This is a genomic window from Novosphingobium sp. CCH12-A3 (genome assembly GCF_001556015.1).
Classification (GTDB): domain Bacteria; phylum Pseudomonadota; class Alphaproteobacteria; order Sphingomonadales; family Sphingomonadaceae; genus Novosphingobium; species Novosphingobium subterraneum.
Window position 1 is genome coordinate 15,172 of sequence record NZ_LSIA01000117.1, and the last position, 23,453, is coordinate 38,624.

Sequence of the window (23,453 nt, forward strand, 5' to 3'; positions counted from 1 at the left end):
TCGCCGACCTTTCAGTGCGACCCGAAGGACGGTCAATAACTCAGGAACCCTGACTTAGCGGCAACGCGAGCCGCCACGGTCAACCTCGCGGCCGAGCAGGGCGCCACCCGCGGCGCCGAGGATCGCACCGAGGGTGCGGTCGCCATAGTCACCGGCAACTTCACGGCCGAGCAGGGCGCCGGCTGCACCACCGATCAGGAGGCCGGTCGTGCCGTTCGAGCGGCGGCAGTAGTAGCGGCCATCATTGCCGCGCCAGACGCGGGTGTTGCGATAGACGGGGTCGCCATAATAGCGACGGTCGTTACCGCGGTAATAGTTGCGGTCGTAGCCACGGCCGTAATAGCGGTCACCGCGCCAGTCGTGGTCGCGACGACCATGTTCCCAGCTCTCGCCATTCCAGCCTTCATTCCACTGGGCGGCAACGGCGGTGCTCGCCTGAGCCTGCGGAAGGACTGCGGCGCTTGCCGGAACGGCAGCAGCGACGGTTGATGCGGCAACCAGGGCCAGGGCGGTATTCTTCAGGTTGAACATTGACGTTCTCCTCATTTGATCGAGGACCCGCACCGTTCGGAGTCTGGTCCTGTTGCTTCGTTGGTTAAGATTTACGCCCGCCAACCTGAACAGATCGCAACCGGGGCGTCAGATTTGAACTTTGCGGCGAAGCGATTGCCGTTGCCGATGAAACGAGGGCCAGAGCGGGGTTGGCCCCGTTCGACATTGCTGGCAGGGACGCCGCATGAACGAATCCAGCACCTTACGCCGGGGACTCGCATCAGCACTGGCGGCTTATGTGATGTGGGGCCTGCTCCCGCTCTATTTCCGGGCGCTTCACGCGGTGCCCCCGCTCGAACTGGTGGGCTGGCGGGTTCTGTTCACGGTACCGGTGTGCTTCGTGATCATCAGCTTCCGCAAGCAATGGCCGGATGTGAGGGCCGCGCTGACCAGCGGCCATGTGCTCGGCCTGCTTGTGCTGAGCGCGCTGCTGATCGGATCGAACTGGCTGATCTTCGTGATCGCCATCAACAGCGGGCACGTCCTGGCGACTAGCCTTGGCTACTATATCAACCCGCTGATCAACGTCGTTCTCGGCACGGTCTTCCTCGGCGAGCGGCTGACCCGGGTACAATGGGTGGCGGTGGCGCTGGCTGGTGCGGGAATAGGCCTGCTGCTCGGGGGCGCGCTGGATACGCTGGCGGTCGCGCTATCGTTGGCGTTCACGTTCGCGTTCTATGGCTTCGTGCGGAAGAAGGCGCCGGTCGGTGCGGTTCCTGGCCTGACGATCGAGACCGTGCTGCTGGTGGCGCCAGCGCTGGTCATCGTCTGGCTTGGCGCGGTTTCACCCGCGGGGTCGGCCCTCGCGATGGGCGGCCATGAGACCCCGCTGCTGATCGCTTCGGGCGTGGCGACGGCGATACCGCTGCTGCTGTTCGCCGTGGCAGCGCGGAGCCTACCGCTCTCGACCTTGGGCTTCGTCCAGTTCCTGTCACCCACGCTCAGCTTCATTCTCGGGCTGACGGTGTTCGGCGAAGCGCTCGACGCTACAAGGCTCGCCTGCTTCGCGTTGATCTGGGCGGCAATCGCGCTCTACAGTTGGGACATGGTGAAGCGGGCCCGTCAGGCCTGAAGGTTCAAGCCAGCCGCCATGCGAGAGTTTCGCCAGCATGGAACGGCACGATCAGCGTGCCGTTGCAATCGAGCACTTCAGGGACTTCCACCGGAGCCTTCTCGAGCGTGATCGTGCTTTCGTTCACCGGCATGCGATAGAACGCCGGGCCGTTGAGCGAGGCGAACGCCTCGAAGCGGTCCAGGGCGCCTTCCTCGTCGAACACGGTGACGTAGCTTTCGAGCGCGAAGGGCGCGTTGAAGATGCCGGCGCAGCCGCAGGCAGTTTCCTTGAGGTGCTTGGCGTGCGGCGCGGTGTCAGTGCCGAGGAACACGCGCTCGCAGCTGGAGGTGGCAAGCTTGCGCAGGGCAAGGCGGTGCTTCTCGCGCTTGGCCACCGGCAGGCAAAAGGCATGTGGCCGGATGCCGCCGACCAGCATGGCATTGCGGTTGATGTGGAGGTGCTGCGGCGTGATCGTGGCCGCGACGTTCGGCCCCGCCCCTTGCACGAACTGCGCGGCTTCCTCGGTGGTGATATGTTCGAAAACAATCCTGAGCTCGGGCATGTCGGCAACGAGGCGCGTCAGTGTGCGGTCGATGAAAACGGCTTCGCGATCGAAGATGTCGACGTGGCTGTCGGTGACTTCGCCATGGATCAGCAGCGGCATGCCGATGCGCTGCATGACCTCCAGCACCGGATAGATATTGCGGATGTCGGTGACACCGTGGGCAGATCCGGTGGTGGCATGGGCGGGGTAAAGCTTGGCCGCGATGAACACACCTTCGGCAAAACCGCGCTCAACTTCGGCAGTGTCGGTCGAATCGGTCAGGTAAAGCGTCATCAGCGGGGTGAAATCGCTGCCCGCCGGGAGCGCGGCAAGGATGCGGTCGCGATAGGCGGCAACGCCCGCAACATCGGTCATCGGCGGCGAAAGGTTGGGCATGACGATCGCCCTGGCAAACTGGCGCGCGGTGTAAGGTGCGACGCCAACGAGCACGTCCTTGTCGCGCAAGTGGGTGTGCCAGTCATCGGGGCGGCGGATCGTCAGAGTCGTCGTTGTCGTCATGGGGTTCCCCTTAGCGGCGACGCTTCCTATCTACCAGTCATGACCCGCCTCTTCCAACGCGCCCTGATCCGCCTTTCTCCGCTTGAGCCCGCCGAGGATGTTGCCGGTTTCCTGCAGGGGCTTGTGACCAACGACGTCAAGGGCGTGCTGCCGGTGTGGACGGCGCTGCTGAGCCCGCAGGGCAAGGTGCTGTTCGACTTTATCGTCTGGCCCGATGGCGTGGATGGCCTTCTGATCGATTGCGAGGCGGCCAGTGCCGATGCCCTGGCCAAGCGCCTCATGCTCTACCGGCTGCGGCGCAAGATCGGGATTGAACGGGCCGATTCGCTCGGCGTGTTCTGGGAGGATCACCCCGGCGATGGTGGCGCGGACGATCCCCGCCTGCGCGCGCTGGGGCAGCGGTGGATTGCGCCGGTGTCCGATGCTGACGAAGCGGGAGACGATGCATGGCGCGCGCATCGACTCAAGTTGGGCGTGGCCGAAGGTCAGGCTGAATTGGGCAACGGCGAAGTGCTCTGGCTTGAGTGCAACGCGGTGGACCTCAATGGCGTGAGCTTCACCAAGGGCTGCTATGTCGGCCAGGAGAATACGGCGCGGATGAACTGGCGACAGAAGGTCAATCGTCGGCTGGTGGTGGTGCCCCTGGACAAGTCAGACCCGCCGCGGCAGCGCGTGGCCTATGCGGACCTTGGCCTTGCGGTTGACCATCGCCGGGTGGACGACATTCCAGCCGACCTTGCCCCGGACTGGATGGACCTCAATCCGCCTGAGTAACCTGCCCGGCGGCAATTCCTTCGATCAGCATCTGTTCGGCGCGATCGCGCGCTGCGGTGCGTGGCAGTTCCAGACCCTTGGCAAGCGGGCCGCCCATCAGCGCATCGCCCAAGGCCATGAGCGTGAGCGCAAGGGTGGTGCTGCGCTGCGCGTCGGAACTGTATTCCTCAAGATCGACGACGAGATCGTGAATGGTGTCGACGATGGGGTCGAGCGCATCCTCGTTGCCGGAAAGCAACATCCACGAGGCGAGCGCGCCCGCGCCTTCACGGTCAAAGGCATCAAATGTCAGGTCCACGACATCGCGGGGTTTGCCGATGCCCGAGCGGCTGGCGATCACCGCATCGCGGATAGTGGCGCAGATCGTCTCGGCAAGATGCTTGGCCAGTGCCTTCTGGAGACCGGACGCGGAGCCGAAGTGATGCAGCAGGTTGGCGTGCGTACGACCGATTCGCCCGGCAACAGCCTTGAGCGTGACAGCCTGGGGGCCCGCTTCCACCAGCAGCGCGCGCGCGGCTTCGAGCGCGGCCATGCGGCTTTCTTCAGGCGGAAGACGCTTCCTTATTGACATTGGTGTAAGCACGCCTAGATTACGGCTCATGACTGCCATGACCCCCACGATCGCCCTAGAGCGCACCGCCGCCTCCGGCAAGGCCGTGCCCACCCCATCGGACCTGACGATCACGATACGCGACCGTCGCTTTGGCCGCAATGAGCCTGCGGGCCGCTGGTGGCTGGCTGGCGATCCGGTGGCAACGGCGTGGCACAATGCGCTGTCGGGCACGTTCCCTCGCGGCGAGGCGTTTTTCATCGAAGCGGTCAAGGCGCACCGCGATGGCGTGCCGCCAAAGCTCGAGGCCGAGATCCGGGCTTTCGTGAAGCAGGAGATCAACCACACGCGCGAGCACATCGCGTTCAACCGTCAGGCCGAAAACGCCGGTTACGACATGGCGCGGATCGACAAGCGCGTCGAGGAACTGCTGGCGCTGACCAAGGACCGCCCGGTCATTCTCAACCTGGCGGCCACCATGGCGCTGGAGCACTACACCGCGATGATGGCGCACGAATTCCTTGCCAACCCTGCACACTTTGCCGGGGCAGAGCAGGAAGCCGCCGACATGTGGCGCTGGCACGCGATCGAGGAAATCGAGCACAAGGGCGTTGCCTATGACACCTGGCTCCATGCCACGCGCAACTGGAGCCGGTGGAAACGCTGGAAGGTCAAGAGCCTGATGATGGTGGTGGTGACGAAGAACTTCATCACCCACCGCGTCGAGGACACGATGGACCTGCTGGCGCAGGACGGGCTGACGGGCGCCAAGTGGAAGTGGAAGCTGGCCGCCTACCTGCTGTGGAAGCCCGGCGTGATCCGCCGCATCTTCCCGGCCTGGCTCAGCTACTTCCTGCCGGGGTTCCACCCGTGGCAGCACGACGACCGCGCGCTGATCGGCAAGGCGGACAGCGAGTTTCCCGATGCGGTGATGCCGCGCTGAAGATCGAAGGGCTCCCCGTGGGGAGCCCTTTTTTACATCAGGCGGCGCGTCGCATCGGCACGAAGCCGCCATCTTCCGGGCCGTCGCAATCGACCGGGGCAACCAGATCAATGACGTGGTGGATAGTGGGCGCAGGCCTGGCCCGCGCCGGACTATGGCCGAGGCGGATTTCGCCGGTCGGCCGGAAGCCTGCCTTCTCCAGCACCCTTGCCGACGCCGGATTGTCGGCGAAATGGCGCGCATTGACGCGGCGATGGCCGAGCGTGCGCGCCAACGAGAGGACGCTGCGCACGGCTTCGGTAGCAAAGCCGCGGCCCCAGTGCGCCTGTGCGACCCAGTAGCCAAGTTCGGTCTCGCCCGCATCCTCGAAGAGGCCGACGCAGCCGATCAGCCGCGATCCATGGGCGCCTGGAAGCGTTGCGAGGAAGTGCGGGTGATTGTCACCCTGGGGAGCCGCGACGAAACGCTTGGCGTCGTCGGGGCCATAGGGCCATGGCGCGCGCGAGAGATTGCGCACGACGGCCTCATCGTCGATCAGGGCATGGAGTTCGGCCCAGTCCTCCGGCCAGGCAGGCCGCAGGAACAGCCGTTCGCTGCGAATGAACATCAGATTCTCCTTCATCGGCCCCTCTGTAAGCGCGCCTAAAACGCTGACGTGACAGAGGTATTGCGCCCCTCGCCGGATCGGACAGTCTTTGCATCCGATTGCGAGGGGAGCGGTTTGCGTCCGAGGGAGACATGAAAAGAGGGAGATGGGCGGGGCCCTCTCCCTCTATCGGCCAGCTACGAAGTGCTGGCGGGGCCACCCCATCGGGATGGCCCTTTGAATGACCATCCGGTTATTCAGCCGCTTCGGCCATCATGTCGACCGACACGTACTTGCGGCCAAGCTTGCCAGCGTGGAAGCGTACGCGGCCTTCGCCAAGCGCGAACAGGGTGTGATCCTTGCCCATGCCGACGTTGGCGCCCGGGTACACCTTGGTACCGCGCTGGCGGATGATGATGTTGCCGCCGACCACTTCCTGGCCGCCGAACTTCTTCACGCCGAGGCGACGACCGGCTGAGTCGCGACCGTTGCGCGAAGAGCCGCCTGCTTTCTTGTGTGCCATCTCAGATTACTCCGAATTCCGTTTGCGCTCAGGCGACCGAGACGATGCGCAGCAGGGTCATCTGCTGGCGGTGACCGTTGCGGCGACGATAGTTGTGGCGACGGCGCTTCTTGAACACGATCACCTTCTCCGACTTCGCCTGGGCGATGATCTCTGCCGAAACAGTGACCTTCGCGGCGTCAGCCAGCGAATCGCCTTCACCGGCGAGGAGGACTTCACCCAGCGTGATCTTGTCGCCGGCTTCGCCTGCCAGCTTCTCGACCGCGATCTTGTCTCCGGCGGCGACCCGATACTGCTTGCCGCCCGTGCGCACGATTGCGAACATCGTTCTGTGTATCCGTTCCAAAAGCCCGGTTGCCCTGGGCGATTCCAAATGAGGCGCCCAACGCCTGCGAATCGCTGACTGAGGGCAACATACCGATACCCCGCTGCTGCAGGGTCCCGGAAAGAGTGGCGCGGATAGTCAAACACGGCCCCGCTGTCAATGCCCGCAATCAAGGGAACTTGGCAGCTTCGCGCCCGAAATCCGGCCTTATGACGCCCGGCCGCCAAGCAAGGCTGGCGAGCGCGCGTGCGCATGCTATGGCGACGTTCATGGCTCGCCACAAGACTTTGATCGCCCTGAGAACAGCCGCGCCGCGTGTTGCCGCCCATCGTGCTGCCATCGTGGCCGCTCTCGCCGCTGCCACCCTGCTGGGCGGCTGCGCCGACCGCGACAGGTTCCCCTCGCTCGCCCGCAGGCCTGCGGAAGACGCCTATCGCACAGCGCAGGCGGCGCCTCCTGCTCCGCCCGCTCCGGCCGTCATGTCCGAAGGCATGGCCAAGCGGTTGGCTGACCTGACCGAGCGAGCGCGCGACGCACATTCTGCATTCGAGGGCGCTCGAGCCTCGGCCACCCGCGCCGTCAGCGCCGCACGCGGCGCAGCGAAGGGCACGGAGAACTGGTCGGTGGCATCGCTGGCGGTGGCGCAACTCGAATCGGCGCGGGCGCGGGCCGGACTGCCGCTTGCCGATCTTGACCGGCTGGAGGCAGAGGCAAGCAATCGTGCGGTCGACGGGTCCGATGCAGATCTCAAGGCCGTGCGCGAGGCGCGCGGGCAGGTCGAGGCGCTGGTCGCAAGTGAGACTTCGGTAATCGATTCGCTGCTTTCGCAACTTGCCGGATAGGAAAAGGGCGCCGCGCCCAAGCGCAGCGCCCTTCGGGGGGTAATCGATAGGTCAGCGGACCGTCGCGACAATCACGGCGATGGCAAGGCCCCACACCGCGATCAGCACTGGCAGGATCAGCACCTGCGCCATGGCCGAGCCGGCATCAAGCTTGCCCGAAAGGGTCTGGATGCCCTTGCGGCGGAAATCGTACCAGCCGAGCGCATCGGGGTGCCGGTCCGCGCCGAGCTTGGTCCAGACCGCCGGGATACCGAAAGCGCAGGCGACGAAGAGCACGAATATCGTCATCGGGATGGCAAGTTCGCCATTGCCGAAGATCGAGGCCATCATGGCAATGAAGGCGAGATAGCCGCCAGCCGACACGGCATAGAGCCCGCCGGGCAGGCCAAAGTTGCGATCGACAGTGGTGTGGTGCGGCTGCTCGACGATTTCGGCGACATGCTCGATCCGGTCGGCGGCGATGTGCATGCTCATGGACTGGGCTCCTTTTGCTGGAGCCTTCATGCGCCTGTCGCGGAGGCTATTCCTTGACGCGAATCAAATGCGCCAGCGGGAAATGTCTTCGTGATCCTCTGGCCTGGGTTCGATCCAGCGCCAACCCGCTGCGGTCTTCTCACGCTTCCAGAACCACGATTCGCTCTTGAGGTGGTCCATGGCGAAATCGGCGGCGGCGAAAGCGTCACGACGATGGCGGGCGGCGGCACAGACGAGGACGATCGCGTCACCGGGATACATCACGCCGCTGCGATGGAGGATGAGCAGGCCTTCGACGGGCCACCGCTTCTCGGTGACCCGGGCCAGCTCTTGCATTCCGGGGAGGGTCATCGGTTCATAGTGCTGCAGTTCGAGCGCTTCGACGCCGCCCGAATCGCGAACCTGGCCGAGAAAGGTGACGATGCCGCCCGCGTCGGGGTGACGCGCATTGAACGACGCGATCTCGGAGGCAGGATCGAACGCCTCGAGCGAGAGACGGACGTCAGCCACCGCTGACCGGGGGAAGGAAGGCGAGTTCGTCACCTTGGCCAAGGACAATGCCGCCGACGTCAGTGAGGAGGCGGCCATTGAGCGCCATACGGACCTTCTCGCCCAGCAACTGGACGGCGAGTCCAGGATCGAGCGTCGCAAGGACCTGTTCGACCGGTCCGGGCTGGACTGCCATTTCGGGCAGGCCGGCCACGTCTTCCAGCCTCCCCAAGAACACCAGCTTTGCCATGGTTCAGCCGCCCGTCGTGGACATGTGGCGCGACACGGCCGGCGCGCTGCCAGGCCTGTCGATCACGAAGGAATGACGTTCCTGCTTTTCGCCCATGGCGCGAGCGAAACATTCGGACAGGGCACTGTCCGGATTATCGGAGCGCAGCGCGGCACGCAGGTCGACGCGCCCTTCGCCACCGAGGCACATGTAGAGTTGGCCGGTGGCCGTGACGCGCACGCGGTTGCAACCGGCGCAGAAATTGCCAGTAAGCGGAGTTATGAAGCCGAGGCGACCGCCGGTTTCGGCAATGTCGACGTAGCGCGCCGGGCCGCCGGAGCGTGCATCGCTGTCGGTCAGGGTCCAGCGCGTCTCGAGATCGCGGCGGACGGCATCGAGCGGGAGGTAGTGATCGAAGCGGTCGCCTTCGATCTCGCCGAGCGGCATGACCTCGATAAGAGTCATGTCGTGCCCTGCACCATGCGCCCATTCGATCAGCCCGGGAATTTCGGCCTCATTGATGTCCTTGAGCGCGACGGCGTTGATCTTGACCCTGAGGCCCGCGGCTTTGGCAGCGGCGATGCCTTCAAGCACCTGCGGCAGCATGTCGCGCCGGGAGAGCTTGGCAAATGCCCCACGGTCCAGCGTGTCGAGCGAGACGTTGATCCGCTTGACGCCCGCGGCCGCGAGGTCATCGGCGAATTCGGTCAGCCGCGTACCGTTGGTCGTCAGCGTCAGTTCGTCTAGCCCATCGCCCAGTTTGCGGCCCAGCGCGCGGACCAGATCCATCATGTCGCGGCGGACCAGCGGCTCGCCCCCGGTCAGACGAATCTTGCGAACGCCGCGGGCAATGAACCGGAGCGAGAGGCGGTGCAGCTCTTCGAGAGTAAGGACTTCAGCCTTGGGCAGGAACTCCATGCGCTCGGGCATGCAGTAGGCGCAGCGCAAGTCGCAGCGGTCGGTCACCGAAAGGCGGAGGTAGGTGATCCGGCGGGCGAACCGATCAATTAGAGGCGCTTGGCTGCTCACTTCTCGAGATATACGAAGTCGCGCGCGTAAGATTCAAGAGCCGCGCCGGCATCGACGAACAAAGTCTGCCCGGTGACCGATTTGGCGCTCGCAAGGTAGTGCACGGCGTCGGCGATTTCGTCGGCGCCAGGGAGGCGCTTGAGCGGCATGATGTCCTCGAGCCGCCGCCATTGTTCGGCGTCGTAATCAGCAGTCGGCAGGATCAGGCCCGGCGCGACCCCGTTGACGCGCACCTTGGGCGCCATGGCGCGGGCCATCGTTCGCACCGAGGCATGAAGCGCCTGCTTCGAAAGCGTGTAGCTGATCTGGTCCGGCACGGGATTGAGCACGCGCTGGTCGAGGATGTTGACCACGGAACCGCCCCGCTCGCCCAAGGCCTCGGCGAAGGCGCGGGTCAGCAGCAGCGGGGCGAACAGGTTCACACGGAAGTGCTGTTCGAGCGCTTCGGAGGTGATCGTCTCGGCGCGATCATCATGGAACAGCGAGGCGCAGTTCACCAGCAGGTCGGGCGAGCGACCGGCAAGCGCGGTCACTTCGCAGAGCAGGTTGGGTGGATAGGCGGGATCTTCGAGGTCGCCCGATACGGGATGGACCGCTGCACCGAGCCATTCGAGCTGGGCCTTGAATTCATTGTCGAATGTCGAGGCGCGGTGGGCGTGGAGGGCCAGGTCCCAGCCCTCACCCGCAAGCTTGCGGGCAATCGCGCCGCCGATCCGGCGCCAACCGCCGGTGACCAGCGCGAGTGGGCGCTGGCTCAAGCCTTGCGCTCGCGCTTTAGGGTGATCCCGATTTCCTCGCCGTTCTCGCTGATCGCCAGCTTCACGATCTTCACTTCCACCCACTGGACCCGATCATCCTGCAACATCAGCGTTTCGATGATGTGGTCTGCCACGGCCTCGATCAGCTTGAAATGCACCCCCTTGGGCAAGCCGTCGGTGGCCGCAAACTTGAGGTCCATGTAGTTCTTGCTGGCGGCAAGCGGGCAATCGGCGGTGTAGCGATCCTGATGCCTGAGCCCGACTCGCATCGTGATGCGCAGGGGCTGCGGACGGCCGGTCTCTTCCGAATAGATCCCGGTCAGGACATCGGTTTCGAGATTGGCGACTTCGAGGATCAGGCTGTCTGACATGGGATGAGCTCTTTGGCACCGGCGCGACGTCAAGTCCATCGCACCGGGTGGGATTCAGCTTTTCCAGCGGGCGAAGATGGCCGTGGGCAAGTGACGTCCGCCCCCACCCTGTTCGCGGATGCACAGGTCGCCGTGCTCGATCGTGCCGGGCAGGTCCTTCAGGGCCTCTGCCAGAAGCCCGGCAATGGCGAGGGAGGACATACGGACAGCATAGACGGTGAGGAACAGGAAGCGGCTGTCGGCGTCAAGCAGTTGCGCGCAATCGGCAATCAGGCCGGGAAGGCTCTCCTCAAGACGCCAGACTTCGCCATCAGGGCCACGGCCGAACTTCGGTGGATCGAGGATGATGCCATCGTAGCGGCGACCGCGGCGGACTTCGCGGGCGGTGAACTTGGCAGCGTCATCAATGATCCAGCGGACCGGGCGTTCGGCCATGCCTGACAATTGTGCATTGGCGCGGGCCTGGGCGACAGACTTCTTCGAGGCGTCGACGTGGGTGACCGGACCGTAATCGGACAGCGCCAGCGTGCCGACGCCGGTGTAGCCGAACAGGTTCAAAGTCTGCGCGTCAGGCTTGCCGGCAAGACGCTCGCCCATCCAGTCCCACACCGGAGCCATGTCCGGGAAGAAGCCGAGGTGCCGGAACGGGGTGCAGGAGGCGGTGAAGCGGACGTCGTTCCAGCCAAGCTCCCAGCCCTCGCGCGGGACCGGGCGATCGAACTGCCAGCGACCGCCACCGTCCTCGTCGGAACCTGGGACGAACTCGGCGTCGGCGCTCCAGTCCGAAGTGCGCGGTGTCCACATCGCCTGCGGTTCAGGGCGGATGAACCGGTGCGGGCCGTATTGCTCCAGCTTCCGACCGTGGCCGGAATCGAGCAGGGCGAAGTCCGCCCAGCCCTCGCCGACCATCAACTTCGGCTGGAGATCGAGATCAGCCATGCTTGAGCGTGGCGCGCTCGGCGACGTAGGCGGCGACAGCATCATACTCGCCGGGAAGGCGATCATAGCGCTCCTCGCGCTCGAACAGGTCACCTACGCGCGAAGGCAGGCCCGGGCGGACGCCGGTGGCGCGCTCTACCGCGTCGACGAACTTGGCGGGATGGGCAGTGGCGAGCGTGACGATCGGCACGCCCGCGGGGATACCTTCTGCAACGCGAGCGGCGTGGAGGCCGATTGCCGTGTGGGGATCGAGCACTTCGCCGCAAGCCTCATAGGCCCAGCGCATGGCATTGGCCATCTGCCCGGCATCGGCGCGCTCGGAGGTGAACAATTCAGCTGCCGATTCGCGCTGCGCGTTGGTCAGCTGCATCGCCCTGGTCGCCTCGAAGTGCTTCATCTGCGCGGCAAGCGCAGAGCCGTCTCGGCCGCAGCCGTCGAACAGCAGGCGTTCGAAGTTCGAGGACACCTGGATGTCCATCGATGGCGCAGCCGTTGGCGTGACGGTGCTGGCGGAATAGTCGCCGCTGGACAGCGCGCGGTGGAGGATGTCGTTGACGTTGGTTGCAACGATGAGGCGCTCGATCGGCAGGCCCATCTTGGCCGCGACGTATCCTGCAAAGACATCGCCGAAGTTGCCCGTCGGAACCGAGAACGCAACCTTGCGCTGTGGTGCGCCAAGCTGGAGCGCGGCGTAGAAGTAGTAGACTACCTGCGCCATCAACCGTGCCCAGTTGATCGAGTTCACCGCTGCGATGCCGAAGCGGCTGGTCATTGCGGCATCGTTGAACATGCGCTTCACCATCGCCTGAGCGTCGTCGAAGCTGCCGTCGATGGCGATGTTGTGGACGTTGGGCGCGATGACCGTGGTCATCTGGCGACGCTGCACGTCGGACACGCGGCCATGTGGATGGAGCATGAAAATGTCCACCTTGGCACGGCCGGCAACAGCGTCGATCGCGGCCGAGCCGGTATCGCCCGAAGTCGCGCCGACGATGGTTATGTGATCATCGCCGCGCGCAAGGAACTCCTCGAACAGCAGGCCGAGCAGCTGCAGCGCGACGTCCTTGAACGCCAGCGTAGGCCCGTGGAACAGTTCGAGCACCCACTGCGTCTCGTCTAGTTGCTTGAGCGGCACGACGGAAGCGTGAGCAAAGCGGCCATAGGCCTGCTCGCACAGTTCGAGCAGGCGCTCAGGCGTCAGGCAATCGCCGACAAAGGGCTGCATGATCGTCTGCGCCAGCTTCGCGTAGGGCAAACCGGCCATGGCGGCGATCTCGTCCGCGCTGAACTGCGGCCATGTCTCGGGCACGTAGAGGCCGCCATCCGAGGCGAGGCCTGCGAGCGTGACGCCCTGGAAATCGAGCGAGGGTGCCTGCCCCCGGGTGCTGACGTACTTCATGGGTTTGCGCGGTTAGCGGCCAAGGGCGCAAAGGGCAAGGATTGAGGCGCCCCTTGCTTTCAGGGCGGTGAGCCCCGCTCCCGCCAACGCTTGCGCAGGGCGAGGGCATAAATGATCAGTGCCACACCGGCGAAGAAGAACCATTGCACCGCATAGGCAAGGTGGTTGTTGGGAATGTCGCTAGGGTCGGGCTTCGCACTGGCCTCGAAGCCGGAAACCGCGGGGTCGGCTATCAGGCGGGCGTTTCCATCCATGTAGGGCGCAATCAAACCACTGACCTCTCCGCCTTCCCACTCGGGATGCTGGGGGCCTTGGGTCCAGCCTACCTGGACATACGCTGTCTTGTTCCCATCAATCCCGCAGAGCACGACATGGACGTAACCCGCCTGATCTTTGCCGTTTCGTCCGGCGATGGAGTTCCAATCCGAGGTGAAGCGGCAATTCACGCTCGACCGGCGGAACAGAACGGCTTCAGTCTGCTGCGGATCGGCCGAAGGGAACGGCACTGCCGCCGGATTTGCCATGGCCGCCACGTAATGTGCCATGAGGTTCTGCTTCCACTGCAGCCGCTCAAGCTGCCAGACCCCGAGCCCGATCATGGTCAGGATAGCAGCGATCACGATCACGGTAGAGACAATCGGCACGCGCCGCATCAAAGAAGACCTTCCTTTTCGAGTCGCGCCATCAGCACGGTTGCCTTGGCATAGCGCAGGGCGACGGTCACGACGGCCGGGACGAGCGTTCCCCACAGGCCAATCAGCGCCCAGATCGGCAACTGGACAATATCGTCCAGCTTGAGCGCAGCAAGGACCAGCAGGATCGTGATGGGGAGGACCACGAGATACATTCCCCGCCCTCGCGGCTCATGGCGTTCGAATTCCAGCCCGCATGAAGCGCACCGTTCCGCCAGAGCCCCGAGCCCAGCCCACAGCCCTTTCCCGCCACAGCGCGGGCATAAACCGAAAAGGGCAGCCTGGGTGATCCCCGGCTGCCCCTTCGTGTTCTGGCTTTTGCCTTCGGGCATCAGTGGGTGGGATAACCCCAGCTGCCCCACACGTAGATCGCCACGAACAGGAACAGCCAAACCACGTCAACGAAGTGCCAATACCACGCAGCCGCTTCGAAGCCGAAGTGCTGGCGCGGGGTGAAATGGCCCTTGTACGCACGAATGAGGCACACGATCAGGAAGATCGTGCCAACGATCACGTGGAAGCCGTGGAACCCGGTCGCCATGTAGAACGACGAACCGAAAGTGTTGGTGCCGAAGGCGAACGGTGCACCAGCGTATTCATAAGCCTGGATGCCCGAGAAAAGCAGACCGAGCAGGATCGTCGCCCAAAGGCCCTTCTTGAGACCTTCGCGATCACCATGGATCAGAGCGTGGTGCGCCCAGGTAAGCGTGGTGCCCGAGCAGAGCAGGATCAGGGTGTTGAGCAACGGCAGGTCAAAGGGATCCATCACCGCTTCGATCGCCTTGGGTGGCCACTGGCCACCAACCACTTCGGCCAATTCCGAGGGGAACAGCGAGAAGTCGAAGAACGCCCAGAACCAGCCGACGAAGAACATCACTTCGGAAGCGATGAAAAGAATCATGCCGTAGCGCTGATGGAGCTGAACGACCGGAGTATGGTCGCCCGCATGCGCTTCCTTGATGATCTTGCCGAACCACGAGAAGAACGTGACGATGACGCCCAGCAGGCCAAGCAGCATGACGGCAGTGCCGCCAGCCATCTTGTGCATATAGAGCACGCCACCGCTGGTCATGGTCAGGGCCGAGATGGCACCGACGAAGGGCCACACGTCGGGCGGAAGGATATGATAATCGTGGTTCTTTGCGCCGGCCATGATCGCCTCAATTCCCCCAGTCAAATCTGGTCGTAATGGCTTGCCCGCAGCAGGACGCTACAGGAGCAGTTCATCTGGGCCTTTATCGCCGTGCTTGCGCGCGGTCCAGAGGCTTTTCTGTCAATGAGGCAAGTGGCTTGTTCGCAGCGGAACTGCCCGCCTGCGCCGCACTTTCGGGAGTCTCGTTGAACGTGTAGCTCAACGTGATCTCCTCGATGTTGCTGGCGCCGGGATCGTCGAGAATCGCGGGATCGACATAGTAGATAACCGGCATGCGCACATCCTGACCGGGCATCAGCTTCTGTTCGGTGAAGCAGAAGCACTGGATCTTGTTGAAGTACTTGCCAGCCTGCTCGGGTGAGACGTTGAAGATCGCGGTCCCGGTGATCGGGCGGTCCGAGAGGTTCTTGGCCTCGAACGTTGCAATCTTGCGTTCGCCGATGCGGAGATCTTGCGTCACCTGCTGCGGCTTGAACATCCACGGCATGCCCGGCGCGGTGTTGGCATCGAAACGGACGCGGATCATCCTTGCGGCGACCTTTAGGCCGGCCAATTTCTCTGAATCCGCGCGCTGCGTGGTGCCACCGTAACCGGTGACCTGACAGAACAGGCGGTAAAGTGGAACCGAAGCATAGCCAAGCCCGAGCATCGCCAGCGCAGCGCCAGCGGCCATCAGGCCAACGTTGCGGTTCTTGCGCTGGTCGGGAACGACTGCGCCAGCCATGTCAGTGGTTCACTTGTGCAGCGATCTTCACGATCGAGATCGCGAAGAAGAGCACGGCAAGCGATCCGAGCACGATGCCGAGGACCTTGTTGCGGCTGCGCTGACGCGCGCGGTAGAGCGTAGTCTCTTCCTTGCCGAGGTGCGTATTCTGCTTGGGGTCGTTCATCATTGCCAGCCTTGCACTGTGGCAAGCCGGTCCCCCGCCAGCATGCCGAAAAGGACGAAGAGATAGAGTACCGAATAGGCGAAGAGGCGCTTTTCAGGCTTCATCTTGTCATCGGGTACCGAACTGCGCAGTCCCACTTGAATCGAGAGCGCCACGAAGATCACCCCCAGCACCAGCGCGGAAACACCGTAGACCCAGCCGGTTCCGCCGATCCACCACGGCGCGAGCGTGACGGGCAGAAGCAGCAATGCGTAGATCAGAATCTGACGGCGCGTGGACTTCTCGCCTGCAACGACCGGCATCATCGGAATACCAACCTTGGCGTAATCGATCTGCACGAACAGGGCGAGTGCCCAGAAGTGAGGCGGCGTCCACATGAAGATGATCAGGAATAGCAGAACAGGCATCAGCGTGATGTTGCCCGTCACCGCTACCCAGCCGATCAACGGCGGGAACGCCCCTGCCCCGCCACCGATCACGATGTTCTGCGGCGTCCGAGGCTTGAGCCAGACGGTGTAGATCCAGGCGTAGTAGAAGATCGAGAAGGCGAGGATGGCTGCCGCAAGCCAGTTCACGCCCAGCCCCATGATCACCACGGACGCTCCCGACAGCGCAAAACCGAAGTCACGCGCCGAGGTCGGGTCCATGCGGCCTGACGGCAGCGGCCGCTTTGACGTGCGCTTCATGCCTGCGTCGATATCGGCTTCCCACCACATGTTGAGCGCCGCAGCGCCGCCAGCACCGACGGCGATGCACAGGATGGCAGTGAAGGCGAGGATCGGGTGGATCTGGCCGGGCGCGGCTAGAAGGCCGCACAGGCCGCTGAAGATGACCAGCGTCATCACGCGCGGCTTGGTCAGCGCGAAGAAATCGCGCCACTCCGCGGGCAGGGCTACGGTCGAGCCGAGGGGTGTTGCAGAATCCATGATTGGCCGCGCCTATACGCGCACCTGACGTTCATGGAAAGCGAAACGGGACGAGGCGTTCGGGCAGGTTTGTTGTGCTTGGTCCGGACAGGAAAAGGGCCCCCGGATCGCTCCGGAGGCCCTTTCTGTTTCAGCCCTTGGGCTGACGATACGCTCAGTGTGCGTGAGCCGCGTCGTCAATCACCGGCAGGGTTTCGAACTGGTGGAACGGCGGGGGAGAGGACAGGGTCCACTCCAGCGTGGTCGCACCTTCGCCCCAGTAGTTGGCTTCAGCCTTCTTGCCGGCAAGGAATGCGTAGAGGATGTTGATGAAGAACACGCCGATCGAGACAGCCATGATCACATAGCCCAGCGACGCGATCTCATTCCAGTACGAGTAGGCAACAGCGTAGTCCGGATAACGGCGCGGCATGCCCTGGACCCCGAGGAAGTGCATCGGGAAGAAGATCAGGTTCACGCCGACGAAGAAGATCCAGAACTGCAGGTGGCTCAGGAACTCGGAGTGCATACGGCCGCTCATCTTCGGGAACCAATAATAGAACCCGGCGAAGAGCGAGGTCACGGCACCCAGCGACAGCACGTAGTGGAAGTGTGCGACGACGTAGTAAGTGTCGTGCAGATTGTCGTCCACGCCGCCGTTGGCCAGCACCACGCCGGTGACGCCACCCACGGTGAACAGGAAGATGAAGCCCAGCGCCCAGACCATCGGCGACTTGAACTCGAGGCTGCCGCCCCACATCGTTGCGATCCACGAGAAGATCTTGATGCCGGTCGGAACCGCGATGACCATGGTCGCGGCCGTGAAGTACATCTTCGTGTTCACGTCGAGGCCGGTGGTGTACATGTGGTGCGCCCACACGATGAATCCGACCACGCCGATTGCGACCATGGCGTAGGCCATGCCGAGGTAGCCGAACACCGGCTTCTTCGAGAAGGTCGAGATGATCTGGCTGATGATGCCAAAGCCAGGCAGAATCATGATGTAGACTTCGGGGTGGCCGAAGAACCAGAACAGGTGCTGGTAGAGAACAGGGTCACCGCCGCCAGCAGGATCGAAGAAGGTCGTGCCGAAGTTGCGATCGGTCAGCAGCATGGTGATGGCGGCGGCCAGAACGGGCAGCGCCAGCAGCAGCAGGAATGCGGTGACGAGCACGGACCACACGAACAGCGGCATCTTGTGCAGGGTCATGCCCGGCGCACGCATGTTGAAGATCGTGGTGATGAAGTTGATCGCGCCGAGGATCGAACCCGCGCCCGAAAGGTGCAGCGAGAAGATCGCGAAGTCGACGGCCGGTCCGACCGAACCCGAGGTGGACAGCGGTGCGTAGACCGTCCAGCCCGTGCCGGCACCGATGCCCGTGCCGCCCGGCATGAATGCCGAGAACATGAGCGAGCAGAAACCAACGAAAGTCAACCAGAACGACACGTTGTTCATGCGCGGGAAGGCCATGTCCGGCGCACCGATCATGATCGGCACGAACCAGTTGCCAAAGCCGCCGATGATTGCCGGCATGACCATGAAGAACACCATGATCAAACCGTGGGCGGTGATCAGCACGTTCCACATGTGGAGCGTGGCGTTGAAATCAGCCGCGTTGCCTCCAAGGAACTCGGTCCACCACCCAAGGTACTGAATACCAGGCGCAGCGAGTTCGGCACGCATGATGCCGGATACGGCACCACCGATGACCCCCGCGAAGATCGCGAAGATCAGGTAGAGCGTGCCGATGTCCTTGTGATTGGTAGACATGAACCAGCGGGCGAAAAACCCTGGCTTGTGGTCATGATCGTGGTCGTGCGCATCGTGATGCGCATCGAAACCTTCGTTTGCGGGAATGGTGGCCATCTCGGTCAAACCTTGTGCATGAACATCGCGTCAGGCGGCAGGGGCAGCCGAAGCTGCTCCCACGGTGCCGCCGGGCTGGGTCTTCACCCAAGCCTCGAACTTGTCGCGCGGCAGGGCTTCCACCGCGATCGGCATGTAGCCGTGGCGGGCGCCGCACAGCTCGGAGCACTGGCCGTAATAGACGCCCGGCTCCTTGATGAAGAGAACCTTCTCGTTGATGCGGCCCGGCACGGCGTCGAGCTTGAACCACAGCGACGGTACGGCGAAGGCGTGGATCACATCCGAACCGATGGTCTGAATGCGGATCGGCTCACCTGCAGGCACGACCATGCGGTTATCAACAGCGAGCTGTGCCGGTTCACCGTTCTTCACCGCATCCTCATCCGGCAGCATGTTCGAAATTACTTCGAAGCCGCCGTTGTCCGGATAGGTGTAGCCCCAGTACCACTGATAGCCGGTAACCTTGACGGTCAGCGCACCCTTAGGGGCGGGATCGTACTGGTGAGCGAGAAGGCGGATCGATGGAACCGCGATCACGACCAGGATGAGAACCGGAACCAGCGTCCAGATCACTTCGATCAGGGTGTTGTGGCTGGTCTTCGAAGCGACCGGGTTGGCGCGCTTGTTGAACTTGGCCATCACGACCAGCAGCAGCACCAGCACGAGGATCGAGATAGCGACAATGATCGGCATCAGGATCACGTCGTGCATCCAGAGGCCTTCCTCGCCGATCGGCGAATACTGGTCTTGGAAGGTCCATCCCTTGTCGACCGGCTGGCCCTTGCCGGCAGTCGGCTTCATGGGGGTGTAGTAGCCCTTGTCAACCGGTGCGGCTTCGGCGGCCAGTGCGGGTGCAGCCGAGTCGCTGGCAGCCGCAGCCGGCGCAGCGGCAACCGGAGCTGCAGCTTCGGCTGCAACCGGCGCAGCAGGTGCTGCAGCCACGGCCTGGGTCCCGAAAGTCAGCGCGGCAGCGACGCCAAAGGTCCGGAAAGCTTTGCCCATGGAACGGGCGGTATCGGCAAGACTCATCGTCAAAGTTTCCGCTTTTTCCCTGTTTGCGCGCTTGTTGCGCTGCATCAAGGAGGCACTTGCGCACCTCCTCTAAGTCCCTCGATTGGAGCGGCCTATACGCGTAGCTGTCCCAAGCCTCAAGCGGCAGAACGCATATTTTTCATGGGGCTCTCATGGCCATTCGGGCAATGCCGAAACAGTCCGTCACAACGCTGTTCGAAAAGGGTTGCTCCCGGCGCAGGCAGGGGCCATTTGCGGGGCGTTGCGGCAATATTCCAGGCAGACCGATGCTCGAAGACGAGATCCTTTCCGAATTCCGTGCCAGCCAGGCGTTGCTCGAAGGGCACTTCCTGCTCTCCTCTGGGCGTCACAGCGCGCACTACCTGCAATGCGCCCGAGTCCTGATGGACCCGATGCGCGCCTCGCGTCTAGCTGCAGCAACCGCTCAGAAGATTCCGCGCGAATTGCGCCAGCAGATCCAGAAGGTGGTTTCGCCGGCCATGGGCGGCGTAATCATCGGGCATGAAATGGGACGCGCGCTGGGTGTCGAGGCTATGTTCGTCGAGCGTCCGACCGGGACGTTCGAGTTGCGCCGTGGCTTCTCGCTCAACCAGGGTGAGAAGGTGCTGATGGTCGAGGACGTGGTGACGACCGGCCTTTCCAGCCGCGAGGCTATCAAGGCCATCGAGGAAGCCGGCGGCCAGGTCATCGCGGCGGCGGCGCTCGTCGACCGATCGGCCGGTAGCGTCGACCTCGGCGTTCCGTTCTTCCCGCTCGTCGCGCTGAACTTTCCGACTTATGCGCCCGATGAACTGCCGCCCGAACTGGCCGCGACCGAAGCGGTCAAGCCGGGCAGCAGGGCCAAGCCGTGAACAGCGTTCTGACACCGGGCCGCCTCCGCCTGGGCGTGAACATCGATCACGTCGCAACGATCCGCAATGCCCGAGGCGGAGATCATCCGGATCCGGTTCGCGCAGCCGAGATCGTCGCCAGCGTAGGCGGTGATGGGATCACTGCACACCTGCGCGAAGATCGCCGGCACATCCGCGACGAGGACCTCGCCCGCATTCAGGCGGCAACCAACCTGCCGCTCAACCTAGAGATGGCCGCGACCGACGAGATGCTGGAGATCGCGCTGCGCCACAAGCCGCACGCTGCCTGCATCGTCCCGGAGCGGCGCGAAGAGCGGACGACCGAGGGCGGGCTTGATGCCGCCGGCCAGCACAACCGGCTTGCCCCGATCGTGGCGCGCCTCTCGGATGCCGGAATCAGGGTAAGCCTGTTCATCGCCCCCGAAGCCCGCCAGATCGAGGCGGCAATGAAGCTCGGCGCACCGGTGGTTGAACTGCATACCGGTGAATATGCGCATGCTGAAGGCGACGCGCGCGCAATCGAATTGAAGCGTATTGCCGATATGGCTGCGCTCGCAGCACGGAACGGGATCGAGCCGCATGCGGGACATGGCCTGACTTACGAGAACGTCCAGCCGATCGCAGCGATTCCGCAGCTGGCCGAACTGAACATCGGCCACTACCTCATAGGGGAAGCCATCTTTGTCGGACTCGAGGCAGCGGTGCGCCGCATGCGCGACCTGATGGACGAAGCGCGGTAACGGCCGAAGCATGATCATCGGCATGGGCTCGGACCTCTGTAACATCGAGCGGATCCGGAACTCGATCGATCGATTTGGCGACCGCTTCATGGATCGCGTTTTCACAGAGGTCGAGAAAGCCAAGGCTGCGCGGCGCCCGCTCACCATAGCCGGCACGCTGGCGAAGCGCTTTGCCGCCAAGGAAGCTTTCTCCAAAGCCGTCGGGACCGGTTTCAAGGCCGGTGTGTTCATGAAGGACATCGGAGTCGTCAACGCGAAGTCGGGAGCGCCGACGCTTGCCTTGACAGGCGGGGCTGCAGCTCGCCTTGCCGCGATAACCCCCAATGGTTACGAGGCGATAGTTCACCTCACCTTGACCGACGACCACCCGTGGGCGCAGGCCTTCGTGGTCATCGAGGCCCGCCCCTTGGCAGAAAAGTCCGCAGTTTGACCGCCGAAACCCCAGCCCAGCCGCAGCAAGAGCTTTCACCTCCCCCGCCACCGCCCGGTGGCGTGGATTGGTGGGCAGAGATTCGCGGTCTTTTCCTGATGCTGCTGGCGGTCGTGACGTTTCACAGCCTGATTGCCAAGCCCTTCTACATTCCCTCGATCTCGATGATGCCGAACCTCCTGGTGGGCGACCGGTTGATCGTTGCCAAATACCCCTACGGCTGGTCCTGGGTTTCGGCATCCTTCCACATCCTGCCTCGTGGGTCGGAGCGCTTGCTGCCCAAGACCCCGGAATATGGCGACATCGTGATTGCCGTGCCGCCGGACAGGGATGAGGACTACATCAAGCGGGTCGTCGCTCTTCCCGGGGACCGGATCGCTGTCGTCCACGGACAGATCATCCTGAACGGAAAACTCGTCCCACAGCAGGCCGAGCCGCCAGTGCAGATCCCTGCCGACCCCCAGCTTTCGTGCGACGGTGCCCCCTGTTACGACATGTTCGAGCGATACCGGACCCGTCTGGATGATGGCCGAGAAGTCTTCGAGCTGCCGGCCTTCAGGGAGACCCTACCGAACGGGGCCAGCTATGTGATCATCGACCACATGGACCAGGTGCTGGACAACTATCAGGAAACGCTCGTTCCGCCGGGACATGTCTTCCTGATGGGGGACAACCGCGACCATTCGGCCGATAGTCGGGCTTTGATCGAGGAACGTGGCCTTGGTGGACCGGTGCCACTGGCCAATGTCGGCGGCCGGGCCGAGTTCGTCACCTTTTCGCTCGATGGCGGCGAAAGCTGGAACCCGTGGACCTGGTGGACCGCCTTGCGCAAAGATCGCGCCTGGACCAGACTGCGCCCGGAAATCCGCCAACAACCCTTGGTGACGGACGGTCCAGACAAGCGGTGAAGCAAATGGATGAATGCGAACCCACCGCAACGGCCGGTCCGACCGACATAACCGACAATCTGGTGCGCAGAGAGGCAAAGAAGGCCGCAGTCTGGTTGGGGATCGCCGGGTTGTTCGCGCTGGCGGTGCTGCTGGCGCAGCCGATCATGGTCATCATCGGCGGCATTGTCTTTGCGGCCATGATCGACGGCGGCCAACGGCTGATCGCAAGGGTCCTGCCGCAGATTCCCCGCAGCTTCAGGATCGTCATCGTCCTGGTTGGCACGCTGGCATTCCTGGTGTGGGTGGTGATCTTTGCTGGCGGGCAGATCGCAGCGCAGGCAGCCGAACTGCCCCAGGTCATCCAGACGCAGCTCACCAGGTTGAGCGCCTGGGCGGAAGGGCACGGCGTGAACGTGCAGAATCTGGATCTCCAGAACATCGCGGGACAGGTTCTTGGCAGCGTCGGACAGGTCACGCGGGCGCTTGGAGGCGTACTGAACGGATTCACCACCGCCTTTCTAATCCTCATTCTGTCGATCTACTTCGTTCTCGAGCCGGACCTCTACCGCCGGGGCGTTGCCTGGATGCTGCCGGAAGACAGCCGCGAGCACTGGGAAACGACCGCTCTGCGCATGGGCAAATCGCTGCGCATGCTGCTGTTCGGCCGCCTCCTCGGAATGACAGTGGAAGGCGTGGCCACCTGGGCCCTGCTCGCATGGTGGGGAGTCCCAATGGCAGCATTGCTTGGTCTGCTGACCGGGCTACTGGCATTCCTGCCCAACATCGGCGCGCCGATTTCCGGAGCCCTGATGATCATGGTCGGCTTTTCCGGCGGCACCGAAATGGGACTATTCTGCATCGCCGTCTACATCGTCGTGCAGACGGTGGACGGGAATGTGATCGTGCCGATGGTTGCCAGGAGGACAGTCGATCTTGCACCCGCGCTCGTGCTGGGCGCACAGTTGATGTTCGGGCTGCTGTTCGGAATTCTCGGCCTTATGCTGGCGGATCCGATCGTCGCCATGATGAAGATCATGCTTGAACGCCAGGCTGAACGTAATTCTGCAAACCGGGTCGATAGCTGAATCTGGCCCCTCGAGATT

Annotated in this window: 31 protein-coding genes; 9 read left to right on the plus strand and 22 right to left on the minus strand. The window is 63.5% G+C overall.

The features are described from left to right. Positions 1-54: 54 nt before the first annotated feature. Positions 55-531, minus strand: a complete 477-nt coding sequence (locus AX703_RS08890) for a glycine zipper 2TM domain-containing protein (protein ID WP_062343684.1) — start codon at positions 529-531, stop codon at positions 55-57. A gap of 205 nt (positions 532-736) precedes the next feature. Here AX703_RS08890 and rarD point away from each other — a divergent pair, with 205 nt between their 5' ends. Next, positions 737-1,624, plus strand: a complete 888-nt coding sequence (rarD, locus tag AX703_RS08895) for an EamA family transporter RarD (RefSeq protein WP_062343685.1) — start codon at positions 737-739, stop codon at positions 1,622-1,624. A gap of 4 nt (positions 1,625-1,628) precedes the next feature. Here the strand turns inward: rarD and pyrC are convergent, their stop codons facing one another. Further along, entirely contained in the window at positions 1,629-2,669 is a 1,041-nt protein-coding gene (pyrC, locus tag AX703_RS08900) for a dihydroorotase (RefSeq protein ID WP_062343686.1), read from the minus strand. Positions 2,670-2,708: 39 nt separating this feature from the next. Here pyrC and AX703_RS08905 point away from each other — a divergent pair, with 39 nt between their 5' ends. Then, complete coding sequence (locus AX703_RS08905) at positions 2,709-3,443, plus strand: folate-binding protein YgfZ (protein ID WP_062343687.1); 735 nt, start codon at positions 2,709-2,711, stop codon at positions 3,441-3,443. On the opposite strand, the gene AX703_RS08910 is transcribed toward AX703_RS08905, so the two are convergent. After that, positions 3,427-4,014 carry a TetR/AcrR family transcriptional regulator gene (locus AX703_RS08910; RefSeq protein WP_039332680.1) on the minus strand — a complete coding sequence of 196 codons (588 nt, stop codon included), beginning with the start codon at positions 4,012-4,014 and terminating at the stop codon, positions 3,427-3,429. The two genes, AX703_RS08905 and AX703_RS08910, sit on opposite strands and share 17 nt — an antisense overlap. Before the next feature lie 37 nt (positions 4,015-4,051). On the opposite strand from AX703_RS08910, the gene AX703_RS08915 reads away from it, so the two are divergent. After that, the gene (locus AX703_RS08915; RefSeq protein ID WP_062343712.1) at positions 4,052-4,936 is read left to right on the plus strand and encodes a metal-dependent hydrolase; all 885 of its coding nucleotides are present in this window, start codon (positions 4,052-4,054) and stop codon (positions 4,934-4,936) included. Between the two features lie 37 nt (positions 4,937-4,973). Here the strand turns inward: AX703_RS08915 and AX703_RS08920 are convergent, their stop codons facing one another. The 3 genes from AX703_RS08920 to rplU form a co-directional block, all read right to left on the minus strand. After that, positions 4,974-5,543 carry a GNAT family N-acetyltransferase gene (locus AX703_RS08920; RefSeq protein ID WP_062343713.1) on the minus strand — a complete coding sequence of 190 codons (570 nt, stop codon included), beginning with the start codon at positions 5,541-5,543 and terminating at the stop codon, positions 4,974-4,976. Positions 5,544-5,775: 232 nt separating this feature from the next. Continuing rightward, positions 5,776-6,045 carry a 50S ribosomal protein L27 gene (gene rpmA / locus AX703_RS08925; protein WP_039332678.1) on the minus strand — a complete coding sequence of 90 codons (270 nt, stop codon included), beginning with the start codon at positions 6,043-6,045 and terminating at the stop codon, positions 5,776-5,778. A gap of 28 nt (positions 6,046-6,073) precedes the next feature. Beyond that, positions 6,074-6,370: a 50S ribosomal protein L21 gene (gene rplU, locus AX703_RS08930; RefSeq protein ID WP_011444588.1), complete on the minus strand. Its 297-nt coding sequence runs from the start codon at positions 6,368-6,370 to the stop codon at positions 6,074-6,076. Positions 6,371-6,639: 269 nt separating this feature from the next. Between rplU and AX703_RS08935 the strand changes: the two genes are divergently transcribed. Then, the gene (locus AX703_RS08935; protein WP_156451993.1) at positions 6,640-7,212 is read left to right on the plus strand and encodes a hypothetical protein; all 573 of its coding nucleotides are present in this window, start codon (positions 6,640-6,642) and stop codon (positions 7,210-7,212) included. A 51-nt stretch (positions 7,213-7,263) separates the two neighbouring features. Here AX703_RS08935 and AX703_RS08940 read toward each other — a convergent pair whose 3' ends face one another. The 16 genes from AX703_RS08940 to coxB form a co-directional block, all read right to left on the minus strand. After that, positions 7,264-7,686: a hypothetical protein gene (locus AX703_RS08940; protein ID WP_039332672.1), complete on the minus strand. Its 423-nt coding sequence runs from the start codon at positions 7,684-7,686 to the stop codon at positions 7,264-7,266. A gap of 63 nt (positions 7,687-7,749) precedes the next feature. Beyond that, the gene (locus tag AX703_RS08945; protein ID WP_039332671.1) at positions 7,750-8,196 is read right to left on the minus strand and encodes a molybdenum cofactor biosynthesis protein MoaE; all 447 of its coding nucleotides are present in this window, start codon (positions 8,194-8,196) and stop codon (positions 7,750-7,752) included. Then, entirely contained in the window at positions 8,189-8,425 is a 237-nt protein-coding gene (locus tag AX703_RS08950; protein ID WP_039332670.1) for a MoaD/ThiS family protein, read from the minus strand. Before AX703_RS08950 ends, AX703_RS08945 begins: the two co-directional genes overlap by 8 nt. A gap of 3 nt (positions 8,426-8,428) precedes the next feature. After that, on the minus strand, positions 8,429-9,433 hold the full coding sequence (moaA, locus tag AX703_RS08955) for a GTP 3',8-cyclase MoaA (protein WP_062343689.1): 1,005 nt from the start codon (positions 9,431-9,433) through the stop codon (positions 8,429-8,431). After that, positions 9,430-10,191 carry an SDR family oxidoreductase gene (locus AX703_RS08960; RefSeq protein WP_039332667.1) on the minus strand — a complete coding sequence of 254 codons (762 nt, stop codon included), beginning with the start codon at positions 10,189-10,191 and terminating at the stop codon, positions 9,430-9,432. Before AX703_RS08960 ends, moaA begins: the two co-directional genes overlap by 4 nt. Then, a complete protein-coding gene (locus AX703_RS08965) occupies positions 10,188-10,562 on the minus strand; it encodes a dihydroneopterin aldolase (RefSeq protein WP_039332665.1) in 375 nt (124 codons plus the stop codon). The genes AX703_RS08960 and AX703_RS08965 overlap by 4 nt, the downstream gene beginning before the upstream one ends. A gap of 54 nt (positions 10,563-10,616) precedes the next feature. Further along, positions 10,617-11,501, minus strand: a complete 885-nt coding sequence (locus AX703_RS08970) for a class I SAM-dependent methyltransferase (protein WP_039332903.1) — start codon at positions 11,499-11,501, stop codon at positions 10,617-10,619. Beyond that, the gene (thrC, locus tag AX703_RS08975; protein ID WP_062343690.1) at positions 11,494-12,900 is read right to left on the minus strand and encodes a threonine synthase; all 1,407 of its coding nucleotides are present in this window, start codon (positions 12,898-12,900) and stop codon (positions 11,494-11,496) included. Before thrC ends, AX703_RS08970 begins: the two co-directional genes overlap by 8 nt. A gap of 59 nt (positions 12,901-12,959) precedes the next feature. Further along, positions 12,960-13,553 (minus strand): SURF1 family protein, encoded by a 594-nt coding sequence (locus AX703_RS08980; RefSeq protein ID WP_062343691.1) that lies wholly within the window; start codon positions 13,551-13,553, stop codon positions 12,960-12,962. Continuing rightward, complete coding sequence (locus tag AX703_RS26550; protein WP_082734499.1) at positions 13,553-13,924, minus strand: DUF983 domain-containing protein; 372 nt, start codon at positions 13,922-13,924, stop codon at positions 13,553-13,555. Before AX703_RS26550 ends, AX703_RS08980 begins: the two co-directional genes overlap by 1 nt. Next, a complete protein-coding gene (locus AX703_RS08990; RefSeq protein ID WP_039332657.1) occupies positions 13,924-14,745 on the minus strand; it encodes a cytochrome c oxidase subunit 3 in 822 nt (273 codons plus the stop codon). The genes AX703_RS26550 and AX703_RS08990 overlap by 1 nt, the downstream gene beginning before the upstream one ends. A gap of 82 nt (positions 14,746-14,827) precedes the next feature. Continuing rightward, complete coding sequence (locus AX703_RS08995; protein ID WP_062343692.1) at positions 14,828-15,469, minus strand: cytochrome c oxidase assembly protein; 642 nt, start codon at positions 15,467-15,469, stop codon at positions 14,828-14,830. A 1-nt stretch (position 15,470) separates the two neighbouring features. Next, positions 15,471-15,635, minus strand: a complete 165-nt coding sequence (locus AX703_RS27855) for a hypothetical protein (protein WP_169745704.1) — start codon at positions 15,633-15,635, stop codon at positions 15,471-15,473. Beyond that, positions 15,635-16,561 (minus strand): heme o synthase, encoded by a 927-nt coding sequence (locus AX703_RS09000; RefSeq protein WP_062343693.1) that lies wholly within the window; start codon positions 16,559-16,561, stop codon positions 15,635-15,637. Before AX703_RS09000 ends, AX703_RS27855 begins: the two co-directional genes overlap by 1 nt. Before the next feature lie 154 nt (positions 16,562-16,715). Beyond that, on the minus strand, positions 16,716-18,407 hold the full coding sequence (gene ctaD, locus AX703_RS09005; protein WP_062343694.1) for a cytochrome c oxidase subunit I: 1,692 nt from the start codon (positions 18,405-18,407) through the stop codon (positions 16,716-16,718). A gap of 30 nt (positions 18,408-18,437) precedes the next feature. Beyond that, positions 18,438-19,436 (minus strand): cytochrome c oxidase subunit II, encoded by a 999-nt coding sequence (gene coxB, locus AX703_RS09010; RefSeq protein ID WP_082734502.1) that lies wholly within the window; start codon positions 19,434-19,436, stop codon positions 18,438-18,440. A gap of 269 nt (positions 19,437-19,705) precedes the next feature. On the opposite strand from coxB, the gene pyrE reads away from it, so the two are divergent. From pyrE to AX703_RS09035, 5 genes are read left to right on the plus strand one after another with little or no spacing between them, the layout of a single operon-like run. Further along, positions 19,706-20,290 carry an orotate phosphoribosyltransferase gene (gene pyrE / locus AX703_RS09015; protein WP_062343695.1) on the plus strand — a complete coding sequence of 195 codons (585 nt, stop codon included), beginning with the start codon at positions 19,706-19,708 and terminating at the stop codon, positions 20,288-20,290. Beyond that, the gene (locus AX703_RS09020; RefSeq protein ID WP_062343696.1) at positions 20,287-21,030 is read left to right on the plus strand and encodes a pyridoxine 5'-phosphate synthase; all 744 of its coding nucleotides are present in this window, start codon (positions 20,287-20,289) and stop codon (positions 21,028-21,030) included. The genes pyrE and AX703_RS09020 overlap by 4 nt, the downstream gene beginning before the upstream one ends. 10 nt (positions 21,031-21,040) lie before the next feature. Then, complete coding sequence (gene acpS, locus AX703_RS09025) at positions 21,041-21,460, plus strand: holo-ACP synthase (RefSeq protein WP_062343697.1); 420 nt, start codon at positions 21,041-21,043, stop codon at positions 21,458-21,460. After that, on the plus strand, positions 21,457-22,368 hold the full coding sequence (gene lepB, locus AX703_RS09030; RefSeq protein WP_062343698.1) for a signal peptidase I: 912 nt from the start codon (positions 21,457-21,459) through the stop codon (positions 22,366-22,368). The genes acpS and lepB overlap by 4 nt, the downstream gene beginning before the upstream one ends. A 5-nt stretch (positions 22,369-22,373) precedes the next feature. Beyond that, positions 22,374-23,435 (plus strand): AI-2E family transporter, encoded by a 1,062-nt coding sequence (locus tag AX703_RS09035; RefSeq protein ID WP_062343699.1) that lies wholly within the window; start codon positions 22,374-22,376, stop codon positions 23,433-23,435. Positions 23,436-23,453: the final 18 nt, after the last annotated feature.

Excerpts from the sequence above, each read along its gene's own strand:
- AX703_RS08890 (WP_062343684.1), bottom strand. The coding sequence starts at position 531 with ATGTTCAACCTGAAGAATACCGCCCTGGCCCTGGTTGCCGCATCAACC.
- rarD (WP_062343685.1), top strand. The coding sequence starts at position 737 with ATGAACGAATCCAGCACCTTACGCCGGGGACTCGCATCAGCACTGGCG.
- pyrC (WP_062343686.1), bottom strand. The coding sequence starts at position 2,669 with ATGACGACAACGACGACTCTGACGATCCGCCGCCCCGATGACTGGCAC.
- AX703_RS08905 (WP_062343687.1), top strand. The coding sequence starts at position 2,709 with ATGACCCGCCTCTTCCAACGCGCCCTGATCCGCCTTTCTCCGCTTGAG.
- AX703_RS08910 (WP_039332680.1), bottom strand. The coding sequence starts at position 4,014 with ATGTCAATAAGGAAGCGTCTTCCGCCTGAAGAAAGCCGCATGGCCGCG.
- AX703_RS08915 (WP_062343712.1), top strand. The coding sequence starts at position 4,052 with ATGACCCCCACGATCGCCCTAGAGCGCACCGCCGCCTCCGGCAAGGCC.
- AX703_RS08920 (WP_062343713.1), bottom strand. The coding sequence starts at position 5,543 with ATGTTCATTCGCAGCGAACGGCTGTTCCTGCGGCCTGCCTGGCCGGAG.
- rpmA (WP_039332678.1), bottom strand. The coding sequence starts at position 6,045 with ATGGCACACAAGAAAGCAGGCGGCTCTTCGCGCAACGGTCGCGACTCA.
- rplU (WP_011444588.1), bottom strand. The coding sequence starts at position 6,370 with ATGTTCGCAATCGTGCGCACGGGCGGCAAGCAGTATCGGGTCGCCGCC.
- AX703_RS08935 (WP_156451993.1), top strand. The coding sequence starts at position 6,640 with ATGGCTCGCCACAAGACTTTGATCGCCCTGAGAACAGCCGCGCCGCGT.
- AX703_RS08940 (WP_039332672.1), bottom strand. The coding sequence starts at position 7,686 with ATGAGCATGCACATCGCCGCCGACCGGATCGAGCATGTCGCCGAAATC.
- AX703_RS08950 (WP_039332670.1), bottom strand. The coding sequence starts at position 8,425 with ATGGCAAAGCTGGTGTTCTTGGGGAGGCTGGAAGACGTGGCCGGCCTG.
- AX703_RS08965 (WP_039332665.1), bottom strand. The coding sequence starts at position 10,562 with ATGTCAGACAGCCTGATCCTCGAAGTCGCCAATCTCGAAACCGATGTC.
- AX703_RS08970 (WP_039332903.1), bottom strand. The coding sequence starts at position 11,501 with ATGGCTGATCTCGATCTCCAGCCGAAGTTGATGGTCGGCGAGGGCTGG.
- thrC (WP_062343690.1), bottom strand. The coding sequence starts at position 12,900 with ATGAAGTACGTCAGCACCCGGGGGCAGGCACCCTCGCTCGATTTCCAG.
- AX703_RS08980 (WP_062343691.1), bottom strand. The coding sequence starts at position 13,553 with ATGCGGCGCGTGCCGATTGTCTCTACCGTGATCGTGATCGCTGCTATC.
- AX703_RS26550 (WP_082734499.1), bottom strand. The coding sequence starts at position 13,924 with ATGCCCGAAGGCAAAAGCCAGAACACGAAGGGGCAGCCGGGGATCACC.
- AX703_RS08990 (WP_039332657.1), bottom strand. The coding sequence starts at position 14,745 with ATGGCCGGCGCAAAGAACCACGATTATCATATCCTTCCGCCCGACGTG.
- AX703_RS08995 (WP_062343692.1), bottom strand. The coding sequence starts at position 15,469 with ATGGCTGGCGCAGTCGTTCCCGACCAGCGCAAGAACCGCAACGTTGGC.
- AX703_RS27855 (WP_169745704.1), bottom strand. The coding sequence starts at position 15,635 with ATGAACGACCCCAAGCAGAATACGCACCTCGGCAAGGAAGAGACTACG.
- AX703_RS09000 (WP_062343693.1), bottom strand. The coding sequence starts at position 16,561 with ATGGATTCTGCAACACCCCTCGGCTCGACCGTAGCCCTGCCCGCGGAG.
- ctaD (WP_062343694.1), bottom strand. The coding sequence starts at position 18,407 with ATGGCCACCATTCCCGCAAACGAAGGTTTCGATGCGCATCACGATGCG.
- coxB (WP_082734502.1), bottom strand. The coding sequence starts at position 19,436 with ATGAGTCTTGCCGATACCGCCCGTTCCATGGGCAAAGCTTTCCGGACC.
- pyrE (WP_062343695.1), top strand. The coding sequence starts at position 19,706 with ATGCTCGAAGACGAGATCCTTTCCGAATTCCGTGCCAGCCAGGCGTTG.
- acpS (WP_062343697.1), top strand. The coding sequence starts at position 21,041 with ATGATCATCGGCATGGGCTCGGACCTCTGTAACATCGAGCGGATCCGG.
- AX703_RS09035 (WP_062343699.1), top strand. The coding sequence starts at position 22,374 with ATGGATGAATGCGAACCCACCGCAACGGCCGGTCCGACCGACATAACC.